Source organism: Citrobacter sp. T1.2D-1 (genome assembly GCF_950098555.1).
GTDB lineage: Bacteria > Pseudomonadota > Gammaproteobacteria > Enterobacterales > Enterobacteriaceae > Citrobacter_A > Citrobacter_A telavivensis.
In genome coordinates this window covers 339,314-354,478 of the sequence record NZ_CATNHH010000001.1, presented here as the reverse complement: position 1 = coordinate 354,478, position 15,165 = coordinate 339,314, and the positions used below count along the sequence as shown (strand labels likewise).

Genomic DNA, 15,165 nt, shown 5'->3' with positions numbered 1-15,165 from the left:
TTGGCCATAAGCTAATGTGATGGTTAATTTTGTTTTATGGTTTAGCGTGGGTTTCGGTGGTAAGTTCAGGGGCAAAGAGAACGTTTGCGTCGGGGCCCTGCAGTGGCGTCGATGCCGGGTTTCGTGGCGATAATTTCGCCGCGAAAGGGTGGTCAGCCCCGCTTATTCAATGAGGACAAGATGGCTCAACAGACTCCTTTGTACGAACAACACACGCTATGCGGTGCTCGCATGGTCGATTTTCACGGCTGGATGATGCCACTGCATTATGGTTCTCAGCTTGATGAGCACCATGCGGTCCGCACTCATGCCGGGATGTTTGATGTGTCGCACATGACCATCGTCGATCTGCGCGGCAGTCGCACCCGGGAGTTTTTGCGTTATCTGCTGGCGAACGACGTGGCAAAGCTAACGAAAACCGGCAAAGCCCTTTATTCCGGTATGCTCAACGCCTCGGGCGGCGTGATAGATGACCTGATTGTCTATTACTTTACCGAAGACTTCTTCCGCCTCGTTGTAAACTCCGCCACCCGCGAAAAAGACCTTTCCTGGATTACCCAACACGCTGAACCTTATGCCATCGACATTACCGTGCGTGATGACCTGTCGCTGATTGCCGTGCAGGGACCAAACGCGCAGGCGAAGGCGGCATCCCTGTTTACTGACGAGCAGCGCAAAGCCGTCGAAGGCATGAAACCGTTCTTCGGCGTGCAAACGGGTGACCTGTTTATCGCCACGACCGGTTACACCGGTGAGGCGGGCTATGAAATTGCAATGCCGAATGAAAAGGCAGCGGATTTCTGGCGTGCGCTGGTGGAAGCGGGCGTGAAGCCATGTGGCCTGGGCGCGCGCGATACGCTGCGCCTGGAAGCGGGTATGAACCTGTATGGTCAGGAGATGGACGAGGGGATCACGCCGCTGGCGGCCAATATGGGCTGGACCATCGCCTGGGAACCGACTGACCGCGACTTTATCGGTCGTGAAGCGCTGGAAGTTCAGCGTGAAAAAGGCCACGAACAACTGGTTGGTCTGGTGATGACCGAGAAAGGCGTTCTGCGTAACGAACTGCCGGTACGCTTCACTGATGCCCAGGGCAATCAACTGGAAGGCGTTATCACCAGTGGTACCTTCTCACCGACGCTGGGCTACAGTATTGCGCTGGCGCGGGTGCCGGCGGGCATTGGCGAAACGGCAATTGTGCAGATTCGCAACCGCGAAATGCCGGTAAAAGTGACTAAACCTGTTTTTGTGCGTAACGGCAAAGCCGTCGCGTGATTCATCCTTTTCTGGAGATTGATTGATGAGCAACGTACCAGCAGAACTGAAATACAGCAAAGAACACGAATGGCTGCGCAAAGAAGCTGACGGCTCTTACACCGTTGGTATCACCGAACACGCTCAGGAACTGTTGGGCGACATGGTTTTTGTTGACCTGCCGGACGTTGGCGCGACCGTTAGCGCGGGCGACGACTGCGCGGTGGCTGAGTCGGTCAAAGCCGCTTCTGACATCTATGCGCCGATCAGCGGTGAGATCGTGGCCGTCAACGACGCGCTGAGCGACTCCCCGGAACTGGTGAACAGCGAGCCGTATGCCGGTGGCTGGATCTTCAAAATCAAAGCCAGCGATGAGAGCGAACTGGACTCGCTGCTGGATGCGACAGCGTACGAAGCTCTGCTCGAAGACGAATAAATACGCTTATGCCGGATGGCGCTCACGCTTATCCGGCCTACCGATCGCGCGTAGGCCCGGTAAGCGTGAGCGCCACCGGGCAAACCAGTCAGACAATCACGATTCACTGCACGTTTCAGGAACCATCGCCCATGACACAGACGTTAAGCCAGCTTGAAAACAGCGGCGCTTTCATTGAACGCCACATCGGACCGGACGCCGCGCAGCAGCAAGAGATGCTGAATGCGGTTGGCGCCGAGTCGTTAAATGCGTTGATCGGCCAGATTGTGCCGAAAGACATTCAGCTCGCGACCCCGCCGCAGGTCGGCGAGGCGGCGACCGAATACGCTGCGCTGGCAGAATTAAAGGCCATCGCCGGGCGTAACAAGCGCTTCACGTCGTACATTGGCATGGGTTACACCGCCGTGCAGCTGCCACCGGTTATCCTGCGCAACATGCTGGAAAACCCAGGCTGGTACACCGCCTATACGCCTTATCAGCCGGAAGTGTCTCAGGGGCGCCTGGAAGCGCTGTTGAACTTCCAGCAGGTGACGCTGGATCTGACCGGTCTGGATATGGCTTCCGCTTCGCTGCTCGATGAAGCCACTGCGGCTGCAGAAGCGATGGCGATGGCGAAGCGCATCAGCAAACTGAAAAACGCGAACCGTTTCTTCGTAGCCGCGGATGTGCATCCGCAAACGCTGGATGTTGTGCGTACGCGTGCAGAAACCTTTGGTTTTGAAGTGATTGTGGATGATGCGGCGAAAGTGCTGGATCACCAGGATGTGTTCGGCGTGCTGTTACAGCAGGTGGGAACTACCGGTGAAGTCCACGACTACCGCGCGCTGATTAGTGAACTGAAGTCGCGCAAAGCGATCGTCAGCGTTGCTGCCGACTTTATGGCTCTGGTTCTGCTGACCGCGCCGGGCAAACAGGGCGCGGACATTGTTTTCGGCTCTGCGCAACGCTTTGGCGTACCGATGGGCTATGGCGGTCCACACGCGGCATTCTTCGCTGCGAAAGATGAATTCAAACGCTCCATGCCGGGCCGTATTATCGGTGTATCGAAAGATGCGGCGGGCAATACCGCACTGCGCATGGCGATGCAGACTCGTGAGCAGCATATTCGCCGCGAGAAAGCGAACTCCAACATTTGTACCTCTCAGGTGCTGCTGGCAAATATTGCCAGTCTGTATGCCGTTTATCATGGCCCGGTTGGCCTGAAACGCATTGCGAATCGTATTCACCGTCTGGCCGACATTCTGGCGGCAGGCCTGCAACAGAAAGGGCTGAAACTGCGTCACGCCCACTATTTCGACACGTTGTGCGTGGAAGTGGCGGACAAAGCGGCGGTGCTGGCGCGTGCGCAAGCGGCAGAAATCAACCTGCGCAGTGATATCCATAACGCCGTAGGTATAACGCTCGACGAAACCACCACCCGTGAAAATATCGTGCAGTTGTTCAGCGTTCTGCTGGGCGACAGCCATGGTCTGAATATCGACACGCTGGATAAAGAGGTGGCGCACGACAGTCGTTCCATTCAGGAAAGTATGCTGCGTGATGACGCTATCCTGAGTCACCCGGTATTTAATCGCTATCACAGCGAAACCGAAATGATGCGCTACATGCACTCGCTGGAGCGTAAAGATCTGGCGCTGAATCAGGCGATGATCCCGCTGGGCTCTTGCACTATGAAGCTGAACGCGGCAGCGGAGATGATCCCGATTACCTGGCCAGAGTTTGCTGAACTGCATCCGTTCTGCCCACCAGAACAGGCGGAAGGCTACCATCAGATGATCGGTCAGCTTTCTGACTGGCTGGTTAAACTGACCGGTTACGACGCGGTTTGCATGCAGCCGAACTCCGGCGCGCAGGGTGAATACGCCGGGCTGCTGGCCATTCGTCATTACCACGAAAGCCGTAATGAAGGGCATCGTGATATCTGTCTGATCCCGGCCTCTGCACACGGGACTAACCCGGCTTCAGCACAGATGGCGGGTATGCAGGTGGTGGTCGTGGCCTGTGATAAGAACGGTAACATCGATCTTGGCGATCTGCGTGACAAGGCGGGTCAGGCGGGCGAGAACCTTTCCTGCATCATGGTGACCTATCCGTCCACCCACGGTGTTTACGAAGAGACGATCCGCGAAGTGTGCGAGATAGTGCATCAGTTCGGTGGTCAGGTTTATCTCGACGGCGCAAATATGAACGCTCAGGTGGGCATCACTTCTCCGGGCTTTATCGGCGCGGACGTTTCACATCTTAACCTGCATAAAACCTTCTGCATTCCGCACGGCGGCGGCGGTCCGGGTATGGGACCCATTGGTGTGAAATCGCACCTGGCACCGTTTGTGCCGGGACACAGCGTGGTGCAGATTGAAGGGATGCTGACCCGCCAGGGCGCGGTCTCTGCCGCACCGTTCGGCAGCGCATCAATTCTGCCGATCAGTTGGATGTACATCCGCATGATGGGCGCAGAAGGGCTGAAGCAGGCAAGCCAGGTAGCGATTCTGAATGCCAACTACATCGCCAGCCGACTGAAAGACGCGTTCCCGGTTCTGTATACCGGTCGCGATGGTCGCGTGGCGCACGAGTGTATTCTCGATATTCGTCCACTGAAAGAAGAGACTGGCATCAGTGAACTGGATATTGCCAAGCGCTTGATCGACTACGGTTTCCACGCGCCAACCATGTCGTTCCCGGTCGCGGGTACGCTGATGGTTGAACCAACGGAATCTGAAAGCAAAGTGGAACTGGATCGCTTTATCAACGCCATGCTGGCGATTCGCGCAGAAATTGACAGCGTGAAAGCGGGTGTCTGGTCGCTGGAAGATAACCCACTGGTTAACGCGCCGCACACCCAGAATGAACTGGTGGCGGAGTGGAATCACGGTTACAGCCGTGAAATCGCCGTCTTCCCGGCGGGCGTGGCGAACAAATACTGGCCAACCGTGAAGCGTCTTGATGACGTTTACGGTGACCGTAATCTGTTCTGCTCCTGCGTGCCGATGAGCGAATACCAGTAATCTGCTGATTCGACTATCTTTTAAAGGCGCTTCGGCGCCTTTATTCTTTTTGGGGGAAAATGGCATGGCAATAGCATTAGTTACCGGCGGTAGTCGCGGTATCGGGCGCGCGACGGCCTTGCTGCTGGCACAGGAAGGTTATACGGTTGCCGTCAACTTTCATCACAATATCCGGGCCGCCACCGAGGTGGTGAACAACATTGTCGCCGCCGGGGGAAACGCGTTTACCCTGCGTGCAGATATCAGTGACGAAGCGCAGGTCGTGGCGATGTTTGAATCTATCGATCGTGAAAATGAGCCCCTTGCGGCGCTGGTCAATAATGCCGGAATTTTATTTGAACAAAGTACCATCGAGAATCTTTCTGCCGAGCGGATTAACCGCGTGCTGGCGACCAACGTGACGGGGTACTTCCTCTGCTGTCGCGAAGCGGTAAAGCGCATGTCGCACAAACACGGCGGTCACGGCGGGGCAATTGTGAACGTGTCATCAGCGGCGTCGCGTCTGGGAGCGCCGGGAGAGTATGTTGACTACGCGGCGTCGAAAGGGGCCGTAGATTCACTGACCACCGGCTTAGCACTGGAAGTCGCGGCGCAGGGGATCCGGGTTAACGGCGTGCGTCCGGGGCTTATCTACACCGAAATCCACGCCTCCGGCGGCGAGCCTGGGCGGGTGGATCGCGTGAAGTCAATGTTGCCCATGCAGCGCGGTGGTCAACCGGAAGAGGTGGCGCAAGCCATTGCCTGGCTGCTGAGTGAGAAAGCGTCGTATGTCACGGGCAGTTTTCTGGAACTGGCGGGCGGGAAGTAGGATAAGGAATGCCGGATGGCGGCGTAAACGCTTTATCCGGCCTGTGGCAACAGAACCTGTCGGCCGGATAAGCGCAGCGCCATCCGGCAACCCCTTAGAGATCCTCGCCGTTGCTGGCGATCACCGCTTTGTACCAGTCGAAGCTCTTCTTGCGGGAACGCGACATGTCACCCGTGCCATCATCGTGCTTGTTCACATAGATAAAGCCGTAGCGTTTGCTGTACTGGCCGGTGGTGAAAGAGACACAGTCGATGCAGCCCCACGGCGTGTAGCCCATCAGATCCACGCCGTCATACGTCACCGCCTTCATCATCTCTTCGATGTGGGCGCGCAGATAGTCAATGCGGTAGTCGTCGTTAATGCTGCCGTCTTCTTCCACTTTATCTAAGGCACCAAAGCCGTTTTCAACGATGAACAACGGTTTCTGGTAGCGCTCATACAGTTCGCACAGTGAATAGCGCAGGCCCACCGGGTCAATCTGCCAGCCCCAGTCGGAGGCCTTGACGTGCGGGTTCGGTACGCTGCCTTCGAAACCCGAAATAGCATCACCGCTGCCGCCTTCGGCCTTCACCGCGTTGGTCATGTAGTAGCTGAAACCAAGGTAATCGCAGGTGCCTTCACGCAGAATCGCGGTATCGCCATCTTCCATTTTGATGTTAAAGCCGCGACGCTCCCACTCGTTGAGGACATAGGAAGGGTAGTAACCGCGCAGTTGAACGTCGGTGAATACATAGCGCTCGCGCATGGATTCCTGGGCGAACATGACGTCCTCTGGCTTACAGGAGAACGGATACAGCGCGACCATCGCCAGCATGCAGCCCACTTTCATCTCCGGGTTGATGCGACGCGCCGCCTTCACCGCTAACGCGCTGGCGACAAACTGATGGTGCAGCACCTGATACATGGTCTCTTCCGGGTTTTCGTGCTCGGTATAGACCACGCCGGAACAGCAATAGCCAAACAGCGGCGCGCGCCAGTTGCGCTGGTTGTTGATTTCGTTGAAGGTCATCCAGTATTTGACCTTATGCTTGTAGCGTTCAAACACCACTTCGGCAAAACGAACAAAGAAATCAACGACCTTGCGGTTAGTCCAGCCGCCATACTGCTGCACCAGATGCAGCGGCATTTCAAAGTGAGAAAGGGTAATAACCGGCTCGATGTTGTACTTGAGCAACTCGTCAAACATGTCGTCGTAGAATTTCAGCCCTTCTTCATTTGGCTGCGTTTCGTCACCTTGCGGGAAGATGCGGGTCCAGGCGATGGATGTGCGGAAGCATTTAAAGCCCATTTCGGCAAACAGTTGGATGTCTTCTTTGTAGTGACCATAAAAATCGACCGCGTCGTGGTTCGGGTAGTATTTACCAGGCTCCACTTCCTGGGTGATTTCACGGGGTACGCCATGCGCGCCGCCGGTCAGAACATCACAAATGCTGGGACCTTTGCCGCCTTTGTTCCAGCCGCCTTCAACCTGATGTGCAGCAACCGCGCCGCCCCAGAGAAAATCTTTCGGTAAGGTGAGTTTTTTCATCGTTGCGTCATCTCAAATTAATACAAACTGATTTGAGTCTAACAAAGGGAAGATAAATGTCACGATATAACAAAATAGCGAAACGGTAATTTGTTACCGCCAAAAAACAGTCTGTTTTTTTACGCTAATTTTTTCGCCAGCTTTCGCCCGAGGGATTCGAGAATATAAATAACGGGAATTTGCGTGGTGATATCGTACACACCGGCAATACGGGTTTGCGGCACATGCCAGGAAAGATTAAAGTCCGCCAGTTTAGCGAGACGCGAGTGTTCATGGCTGGTAATCGAGAGCACTTTGCAGTTATGCAGGCTGAACTGGCTGGCAAAGCGCAGGATCTCTTCGGTTTCACCAGAGACAGATAACACAATCGCCAGCGCATTACGTGCCATGTCGTTAGTGACCGGGAAATAAGGATCGTCAATATGGTTACTGAATTTTCCGACGTTTGAGAAAAAACGCGCGCCATATTTCGCTAAGGCTCCTGAGGTACCGGCACCGACAAATATAATACGCTCGGACGATAAAATAATGTCTACCGCCTTTTCGAGTAATTGATCAAATTCATCGTTATTGACCCCTTTAAAGAAACTGATAATCTCGCTGGCACCAAAATTAGCCTGTTGCGGTTCATTCTGCTCTAAATATAATTTAAAGCGTACGCGAAATTCGGAGTAGCCTTCACAGTTAAGCTTGCGACAGAAACGCAGCACGGTGGTCGTCGATACACCCGCCGCTTCAGCCAGTTCCCGAATGGTCATATACATGACTTTGTCACGGTTTCTGATGACATAGTTGTAGACCAACATCTCAATGTTGTTGAGACTGGCGATGGCAGCGTGGGAGAACATACTCACAATGGCAATACTCACTCATCAGATATATCTACAGGGAATAATAACATGCAGCCAAATGACATCACTTTTTTTCAGCGTTTCCAGGACGACATTCTGGCAGGGCGTAAAACGATCACCATTCGCGATGAGTCTGAATCTCACTTCAAGGCCGGTGACATTCTGCGGGTAGGGCGTTTCGAGGACGACGGCTATTTTTGCACGATCGAGGTGCAGGGTACGTCAACCGTCACCCTCGACACACTGACGGAAAAACATGCCCAGCAGGAAAACATGACGCTGGAGGAACTCAGGCAGGTGATTGGCGAGATTTACCCGAATCAGTCACAGTTTTATGTGATTGATTTTAAATGCCTTTGAATTTAATGAACAACTGTTAGTTGAAAAATACATTTCAATATTATGATTTATAACGATTATTTTAAATTCGATATTTATTTTGGCTAACAGGTGTTCACTGGAACCATTCTCAGTTACGCTAGAAGCGCAATCACGAACGTGTTCGTTTCACCGGAGTAAGTTATGGTCCAGAAGCCATTAATCGCGCAGGGATATTCACTGGCAGAGGAAATCGCCAACAGCATCAGCCACGGAATTGGGCTGGTGTTTGGTATCGTCGGTCTGGTGCTGTTGCTGGTGCAGGCGGTGGATATGAACGCCAGCGCGACGGCGATTACCAGCTACAGCCTGTACGGCGGCAGTATGATTCTGTTGTTTCTGGCGTCGACCTTGTATCACGCTATCCCACATCAGCGGGCGAAGATCTGGCTGAAAAAATTCGACCACTGTGCTATCTACCTGCTCATTGCCGGGACCTATACGCCGTTTCTGCTGGTGGGTCTGGATTCAACACTGGCACGTGGGCTGATGATTGTTATCTGGAGCCTGGCGCTGCTCGGTATTTTATTCAAACTGACGATAGCCCACCGGTTTAAGGTGCTGTCGCTGGTGACCTATCTGACGATGGGCTGGCTGTCGCTGATTGTGGTGTATCAACTGGCAATCAAACTGGCGGCGGGAGGCGTAACGCTACTGGCCGTCGGCGGCGTGGTCTATTCACTGGGAGTGATTTTCTACGTCAGTAAACGCATTCCCTACAACCATGCCATCTGGCACGGGTTCGTGCTGGGTGGCAGCGTGTGCCACTTTCTGGCGATCTACTTGTACGTAGGACAGGCGTGATGTGATGGTTTGACGTTTTATCAGGCCTACAGGGCGAGAGGTATATCTTCGTAGGCCTGATAAGCGACGCGCCATCAGGCGTTATTTTGTTACTCTTCCAGCGAATAGGGCAGCGGTTTGATGTGCAACGTGTTGGCATCGTCGCGTACACGAAATACGCTGTCGGTTTCCATATCGTTGTTCATCACCACCTGTACCAGTAGCTGACCGTCATCCAACTGCACTGCCGCGAGGACGGTGCCAGTACGACGCCAGTTCTCACCCATTTGCATCTCAAGATCGTCACCCGCTTCTGGTACCCGGCTGGCCTTACCCGCCAGAGACCACAATGCACGTTTGTTCGCCCCGCGGAATTTCGCTCGCGCCACCATCTCTTGCCCGGTATAGCAGCCTTTCTTAAAGCTGATCCCCCCCAGCGCCTGAAGATTGGTCGCCTGCGGAATGAACTGCGCACTGTTGGCAGAATCGATCACCGGAAGTCCAGCCTCAATATCCAGAGCCAGCCACTGCTGGCTGTTATTCAGTTCGGCTTCGCCACGCAGCTTTTCCGTCACGGCTTCCGCTGTTGTCACATCAGTAACCAACAGGAAGCGTTCCACCGGATGTTCAAACCACAGCAGGGTGGTTGCTCCTTCACGCGTGACGGGCTTTTCGCTGTCAGGCAGTTCGCTAAACAGATTTGCCAGTGCGGCACGCGCCTGGAAACCCGCTACGCCCAGCAGCACGCGCTCATCGTTCGGGGCAATCGCCACTTTCGAAAACACGGCGTATTTTTTCAGTTCGGTCACCTGCGCGTCACGCAGGCTACGACGCTCAATCCAGGCAAAGCCATCGCCGTCGCGGAACAGTCGCAGGTTGCTCCACATTTTTCCTTTAGCGTCGCAATGGGCGGCCAGTACGTGTTGGTGTTCAGTCAGTAGACTCACGTCAGCAGTCACCTGACCCTGGATATACTTCTCGCTGTCAGCCCCGGTAATCGTGGCCAGCGCCCAGTCATCTAACGTCATTAACGTCACGGGCAAACGTGCTGAAGCTGACGGCTGACGAGGTGGAAATGGAGTAAATGCCATAAAAATGTCCTGATTTGCTTAACGCAGTGATAATGACTAATGGTAAAAGAGCTATTGCCCAATGCAAGCGCTTTGATAGTCCCATTTGTGCCTTATCGTATAGATTGCGAGACGGCATCCAGAAAACATGAACCCATTGAGTTATTGGGGATTTAATTAGCGATCGCGCTTGTGATTACGGATATTCCCGCAAAACAGGATGAAAAACACGTTACAATAGTCGGGTAGTTCATTTGAGTGAGACAGGAAGAAAAAAATGGATATTAACAATAAAGCACGTATTCACTGGGCATGCCGACGCGGTATGCGTGAACTCGATATTTCCATCATGCCGTTTTTCGAACATGAATACGACACGTTGAGCGACGATGAAAAACGTATTTTTATTCGTCTGCTGGAGTGTGATGACCCGGATTTATTCAACTGGTTGATGAATCACGGTAAACCGGCAGATGCTGAACTGGCGCAGATGGTACGACTCATTCAGACACGGAATCGGGATCGTGGTCCTGTGGCAATCTGATCTCCGCGTCTCATGGCGCGCACAGTGGTTATCGCTACTTCTGCATGGGCTGGTCGCTGCGGCTATTCTATTAATGCCATGGCCGCTGAGCTACACGCCGTTGTGGTTGATACTGCTTTCGCTGGTTGTGTTTGACTGCGTCCGTAGCCAGCGTCGAATTAACGCCCGTCAGGGGGAGGTCAAACTTCTGATGGATGGACGGCTCCGCTGGCAGGGGCAGGACTGGCTTATCGTCAGTGCGCCGTGGATGATTAAAACCGGCATGATGTTGCGCTTGCGGTCAGAAACCGGTAAACGCCAGCATTTGTGGCTCGCGGCAGACAGTATGGATAAAGCTGAATGGCGAGATTTACGCCGCCTGATGATGCAAAATTCGACGCTGGGATAGGCGTAATGGGTGGAATGCGCTGGCAGGGCTGACGGTTTTTACTGCCAGCCCTACGGGTCAGGGGTTTTGTCTCAGATAATCGGTATCAGGAAATCGGTATCAGGAATAGTGCTCGGCCATTTCACCAAGAATTTGCTCGCACCATGCCTGAATACGCTCATCGCTGAGATCGTATTGATTGGTTTCATCCAGGGCGAGACCGACGAACAGCTGACCCTCGGCAATGACCGGTTTAGGGCTGGTGAACTCGTAGCCTTCGGTAGGCCAGTAACCGACGAATTTGACCCCTTTGGTCGACAGTTTGTCATGCAGCATGCCCAGCGCGTCAAGGAACCACTCGCCGTAGCCTAACTGGTCGCCCATACCGTAAAGTGCGACAATTTTGCCTTCGAGGTTGAGCTCGTCCAGTTGATCCCAGACGGCCTCCCAGTCTTCCTGAATTTCACCGAAATCCCAGGTGGGAATGCCTAAGATCAGCACATCGTACTGCTCCATCAGGGCCGGGGCATCATCTTTCAGATTATGCAGTGTTACCAGTTCCGGGCCGATGATGTCGCGAATTTTCTCTGCCGCCATCTCGGTGTAGCAGGTGCTGGAACCGTAAAAAAGACCAATATTCATCGCGTAAACGTCTCAATACTTGCTATGACTTTGCGCGTAGTGTACCAGAAACCCGTATCATTGAGTCATAATGGCGGGTTGCAGAATCAAAGAGGCTGATGTGGAACAGGATCTTGCGCGCATCGAACAATTCCTTGATGCGCTCTGGCTGGAGAAAAATCTGGCGGAAAATACGCTGAGCGCCTATCGCCGCGATTTGACCATGTTGGTGGAGTGGCTCGCACACCGTCAGGTGTCGCTGGATACCGCGCAAAGCGACGATCTGCAGGCATTACTGGCCGAGCGGATGGACGGCGGGTATAAAGCGACCAGTACCGCACGACTGCTGAGCGCGGTGCGGCGGCTTTTCCAGCATCTTTATCGCGAGAAGATCCGTTCAGACGATCCAACAGCGACGCTGGCGTCGCCTAAATTGCCACAGCGCTTACCGAAAGATCTCAGTGAAGCGCAAGTTGAGCGATTATTACAGGCGCCAGTGGTTGACCAACCGCTGGAGTTACGCGATAAAGCCATGCTTGAGATCCTGTATGCCACGGGACTGCGTGTGTCTGAACTCGTCGGGCTGACGATGAGTGACATCAGTCTGCGCCAGGGTGTGGTTCGGGTGATCGGTAAAGGCAATAAAGAGCGACTCGTTCCATTGGGCGAAGAGGCGGTGTACTGGGTGGAGACGTACCTGGAGCATGGGCGTCCGTGGCTGCTGAACGGCGTGTCGATTGACGTGCTGTTTCCCAGTCAACGCGCCCAGCAGATGACGCGCCAGACCTTCTGGCACCGCATTAAGCACTATGCCGTATTAGCGGGAATCGACAGTGAAAAGCTGTCACCGCACGTTTTACGCCACGCATTTGCCACGCATTTGCTCAATCATGGCGCCGATTTACGCGTGGTGCAGATGTTGCTGGGTCACAGCGATCTCTCCACCACGCAGATTTATACTCATGTTGCGACAGCGCGCTTGCGTCAACTTCATCAACAGCATCACCCAAGAGCGTGAATGCTGAGCGAACAGGAAAGGTTATGAAAAAAGGTTTAATGCTGTTTACCCTGCTGGCCACCGCGTTTTCCGGCCTGGCACACGCCGACGACGCCGCGATCCGCCAGTCTCTGACGAAACTGGGCGTGCAGAGCACGGATATTCAACCCGCCCCAATTGCCGGGATGAAAACGGTGCTGACCAACAGCGGCGTGCTGTACGTGACGGAAGACGGTAAACATATCATTCAGGGGCCAATGTACGACGTCAGCGGTGCGACGCCGGTCAACGTGACCAATCAGCTGCTGATGAAGCACCTGAACGCGCTGGAAAATGAAATGATCGTCTATAAAGCGCCACAGGAAAAACACGTTATCACCGTCTTTACCGATATCACCTGTGGCTACTGCCACAAGCTGCATGAAGAGATGAAGGACTACAATGCGCTGGGCATTACCGTCCGCTACCTCGCCTTCCCGCGCCAGGGACTGGAAAGCCAGGCCGAACAGGATATGAAGTCCATCTGGTGTGCAAAAGACAAAGCCAAAGCGTTTGATGACGCGATGGCTGGCAAAGGTGTGAAAGCGGCAACCTGTGATGTGAACATCGCGGATCACTACGCGCTGGGCGTGCAGTTTGGCGTAAGTGGCACGCCAGCCATTGTGCTGAGCAACGGCTATGTCGTACCAGGTTATCAGGGGCCGAAAGAGATGAAAGCGTTTCTTGACGAGCACCAAAAACAGACCAGTGGTAAGTAATTCGCGTGAAACAACAGATACAACTTCGTCGGCGGGAAGTCGATGAATCGGCAGAACTGCCTGCCGATCTCTCGCCGCTGTTACGCCGCTTGTACGCCAGTCGTGGTGTACGCAGTGCCCGGGATCTCGAGCGCAGCGTAAAAGGCATGCTGCCCTGGCAGCAACTGAGCGGCGTCGAAAAAGCGGTCGAAATCCTCTATAACGCCTTTCGCGAGGGGACGCGCATCATCGTGGTCGGCGACTTCGATGCGGACGGCGCAACCAGTACCGCCCTGAGCGTGCTGGGGATGCGCTCGCTGGGCTGCGATAACATCAGCTACCTGGTGCCAAACCGTTTTGAGGATGGTTACGGTTTAAGTCCGGAAGTGGTCGATCAGGCCCATGCGCGCGGCGCGCAGCTGATTGTCACCGTCGATAACGGTATCTCTTCCCATGCCGGTGTGGATCACGCCAGGGCGCTGGGGATCCCGGTGGTGGTTACCGATCACCACCTGCCGGGCGAGACGTTGCCAGCAGCCGAAGCCATCATCAACCCAAATCTGACTGACTGTGATTTCCCGTCGAAATCGCTGGCCGGCGTGGGCGTGGCGTTTTATCTGATGCTTGCCCTGCGCACTTTCCTGCGCGATAAGGGCTGGTTTGACGAACGTGGCATTGCGCCGCCTAACCTGGCGGATCTGCTCGATCTGGTCGCGCTGGGCACCGTGGCGGACGTGGTGCCGCTGGATGCCAACAACCGGATCCTCACCTGGCAGGGCTTAAGCCGCATTCGCGCCGGAAAATGCCGTCCGGGGATCAAAGCGCTGCTGGAAGTGTCCAACCGCGATGCGCAAAAGCTTGCCGCCAGTGATTTAGGTTTCGCCCTCGGTCCGCGTCTGAACGCCGCGGGTCGGCTGGATGATATGTCCGTCGGTGTGGCGCTATTGCTGTGCGATAACATCGGCGAAGCGCGAGTACTGGCCAATGAGCTGGATGCGCTGAACCAGACGCGTAAAGAGATTGAGCAGGGGATGCAGGCGGAAGCGCTGACCCTGTGCGAGAAGCTGGAGCGCAGCCGCGAGACGCTGCCTGGCGGTCTGGCGATGTATCATCCTGAGTGGCATCAGGGAGTGGTTGGGATCCTCGCCTCGCGCATTAAAGAGCGTTTTCATCGCCCGGTGATCGCTTTTGCACCGGCAGGTGACGGCACGCTGAAAGGCTCCGGGCGATCCATTCAGGGTCTGCACATGCGTGATGCGCTGGAGCGGCTGGATTCGCTGCATCCGGGGTTGATGATTAAATTCGGCGGCCATGCGATGGCGGCGGGACTGTCGCTGGAAGAGGCGAAATTCGATCTGTTCCAGCAGCGTTTTGGCGAGCTGGTCACCGAATGGCTGGATCCGTCGCTGTTACAGGGGGAAGTGGTCTCTGATGGCCCGCTGAGCGCGGCGGAGATGACGATGGAGGTCGCGCAGTTGCTACGCGACGCCGGTCCGTGGGGGCAGATGTTTCCGGAACCGCTGTTTGACGGGCGTTTCCGCCTGCTTCAGCAGCGTCTGGTTGGCGAGCGGCATTTGAAAGTGATGGTCGAACCCGTTGGCGGAGGACCGCTGCTGGACGGCATCGCCTTTAACGTCGATACCGCCTGCTGGCCGGATAACGGCGTGCGCGAAGTTGAACTGGCCTACAAACTGGATATTAACGAATTTCGCGGCAACCGTAGTTTGCAGTTAATCATCGATAATATCTGGCCCGTGTAATCTGACCACTTTACCGTCACTATTCT

At 54.7% G+C, this 15,165-nt stretch carries 15 protein-coding genes; 11 read left to right on the top strand and 4 right to left on the bottom strand.

The window, feature by feature from the left end; all coding sequences use genetic code 11:
* Positions 1-180: 180 nt before the first annotated feature.
* From gcvT to QQZ17_RS01650, 4 genes are all read left to right on the top strand, one after another.
* Complete coding sequence (gene gcvT, locus QQZ17_RS01665) at positions 181-1,275, top strand: glycine cleavage system aminomethyltransferase GcvT (protein ID WP_152402126.1); 1,095 nt, start codon at positions 181-183, stop codon at positions 1,273-1,275.
* A gap of 25 nt (positions 1,276-1,300) precedes the next feature.
* Complete coding sequence (gcvH, locus tag QQZ17_RS01660) at positions 1,301-1,690, top strand: glycine cleavage system protein GcvH (RefSeq protein ID WP_152402127.1); 390 nt, start codon at positions 1,301-1,303, stop codon at positions 1,688-1,690.
* A 131-nt stretch (positions 1,691-1,821) separates the two neighbouring features.
* Positions 1,822-4,695, top strand: a complete 2,874-nt coding sequence (gcvP, locus tag QQZ17_RS01655; protein ID WP_152402128.1) for an aminomethyl-transferring glycine dehydrogenase — start codon at positions 1,822-1,824, stop codon at positions 4,693-4,695.
* Between the two features lie 64 nt (positions 4,696-4,759).
* Entirely contained in the window at positions 4,760-5,503 is a 744-nt protein-coding gene (locus tag QQZ17_RS01650; protein WP_152402130.1) for an SDR family oxidoreductase, read from the top strand.
* 94 nt (positions 5,504-5,597) lie between these two features.
* Here the strand turns inward: QQZ17_RS01650 and bglA are convergent, their stop codons facing one another.
* Positions 5,598-7,031: a 6-phospho-beta-glucosidase BglA gene (gene bglA / locus QQZ17_RS01645; RefSeq protein WP_152402132.1), complete on the bottom strand. Its 1,434-nt coding sequence runs from the start codon at positions 7,029-7,031 to the stop codon at positions 5,598-5,600.
* A 119-nt stretch (positions 7,032-7,150) separates the two neighbouring features.
* Entirely contained in the window at positions 7,151-7,879 is a 729-nt protein-coding gene (locus QQZ17_RS01640; RefSeq protein WP_152406257.1) for a MurR/RpiR family transcriptional regulator, read from the bottom strand.
* Positions 7,880-7,930: 51 nt separating this feature from the next.
* Here QQZ17_RS01640 and yqfB point away from each other — a divergent pair, with 51 nt between their 5' ends.
* Positions 7,931-8,242: a N(4)-acetylcytidine aminohydrolase gene (gene yqfB, locus QQZ17_RS01635; RefSeq protein ID WP_152402134.1), complete on the top strand. Its 312-nt coding sequence runs from the start codon at positions 7,931-7,933 to the stop codon at positions 8,240-8,242.
* Positions 8,243-8,404: 162 nt separating this feature from the next.
* Positions 8,405-9,064: a PAQR family membrane homeostasis protein TrhA gene (trhA, locus tag QQZ17_RS01630; RefSeq protein WP_046486956.1), complete on the top strand. Its 660-nt coding sequence runs from the start codon at positions 8,405-8,407 to the stop codon at positions 9,062-9,064.
* Between the two features lie 89 nt (positions 9,065-9,153).
* Here trhA and ygfZ read toward each other — a convergent pair whose 3' ends face one another.
* Entirely contained in the window at positions 9,154-10,134 is a 981-nt protein-coding gene (gene ygfZ / locus QQZ17_RS01625; RefSeq protein WP_152402137.1) for a tRNA-modifying protein YgfZ, read from the bottom strand.
* Between the two features lie 256 nt (positions 10,135-10,390).
* On the opposite strand from ygfZ, the gene sdhE reads away from it, so the two are divergent.
* Positions 10,391-10,657, top strand: a complete 267-nt coding sequence (sdhE, locus tag QQZ17_RS01620; protein WP_152402139.1) for an FAD assembly factor SdhE — start codon at positions 10,391-10,393, stop codon at positions 10,655-10,657.
* Positions 10,638-11,045, top strand: a complete 408-nt coding sequence (locus QQZ17_RS01615; RefSeq protein WP_152402141.1) for a protein YgfX — start codon at positions 10,638-10,640, stop codon at positions 11,043-11,045. The genes sdhE and QQZ17_RS01615 overlap by 20 nt, the downstream gene beginning before the upstream one ends.
* Before the next feature lie 99 nt (positions 11,046-11,144).
* On the opposite strand, the gene fldB is transcribed toward QQZ17_RS01615, so the two are convergent.
* Positions 11,145-11,666, bottom strand: a complete 522-nt coding sequence (gene fldB, locus QQZ17_RS01610; protein ID WP_102603584.1) for a flavodoxin FldB — start codon at positions 11,664-11,666, stop codon at positions 11,145-11,147.
* 100 nt (positions 11,667-11,766) lie between these two features.
* Here fldB and xerD point away from each other — a divergent pair, with 100 nt between their 5' ends.
* The 3 genes from xerD to recJ are packed head-to-tail and all read left to right on the top strand — an operon-like array spanning position 11,767 to position 15,139.
* Positions 11,767-12,663 carry a site-specific tyrosine recombinase XerD gene (gene xerD / locus QQZ17_RS01605; protein ID WP_152402144.1) on the top strand — a complete coding sequence of 299 codons (897 nt, stop codon included), beginning with the start codon at positions 11,767-11,769 and terminating at the stop codon, positions 12,661-12,663.
* A 23-nt stretch (positions 12,664-12,686) separates the two neighbouring features.
* On the top strand, positions 12,687-13,400 hold the full coding sequence (gene dsbC / locus QQZ17_RS01600; protein WP_152402146.1) for a bifunctional protein-disulfide isomerase/oxidoreductase DsbC: 714 nt from the start codon (positions 12,687-12,689) through the stop codon (positions 13,398-13,400).
* A gap of 5 nt (positions 13,401-13,405) precedes the next feature.
* The gene (gene recJ / locus QQZ17_RS01595; RefSeq protein ID WP_152402148.1) at positions 13,406-15,139 is read left to right on the top strand and encodes a single-stranded-DNA-specific exonuclease RecJ; all 1,734 of its coding nucleotides are present in this window, start codon (positions 13,406-13,408) and stop codon (positions 15,137-15,139) included.
* The last annotated feature ends 26 nt before the right edge of the window (positions 15,140-15,165 follow it).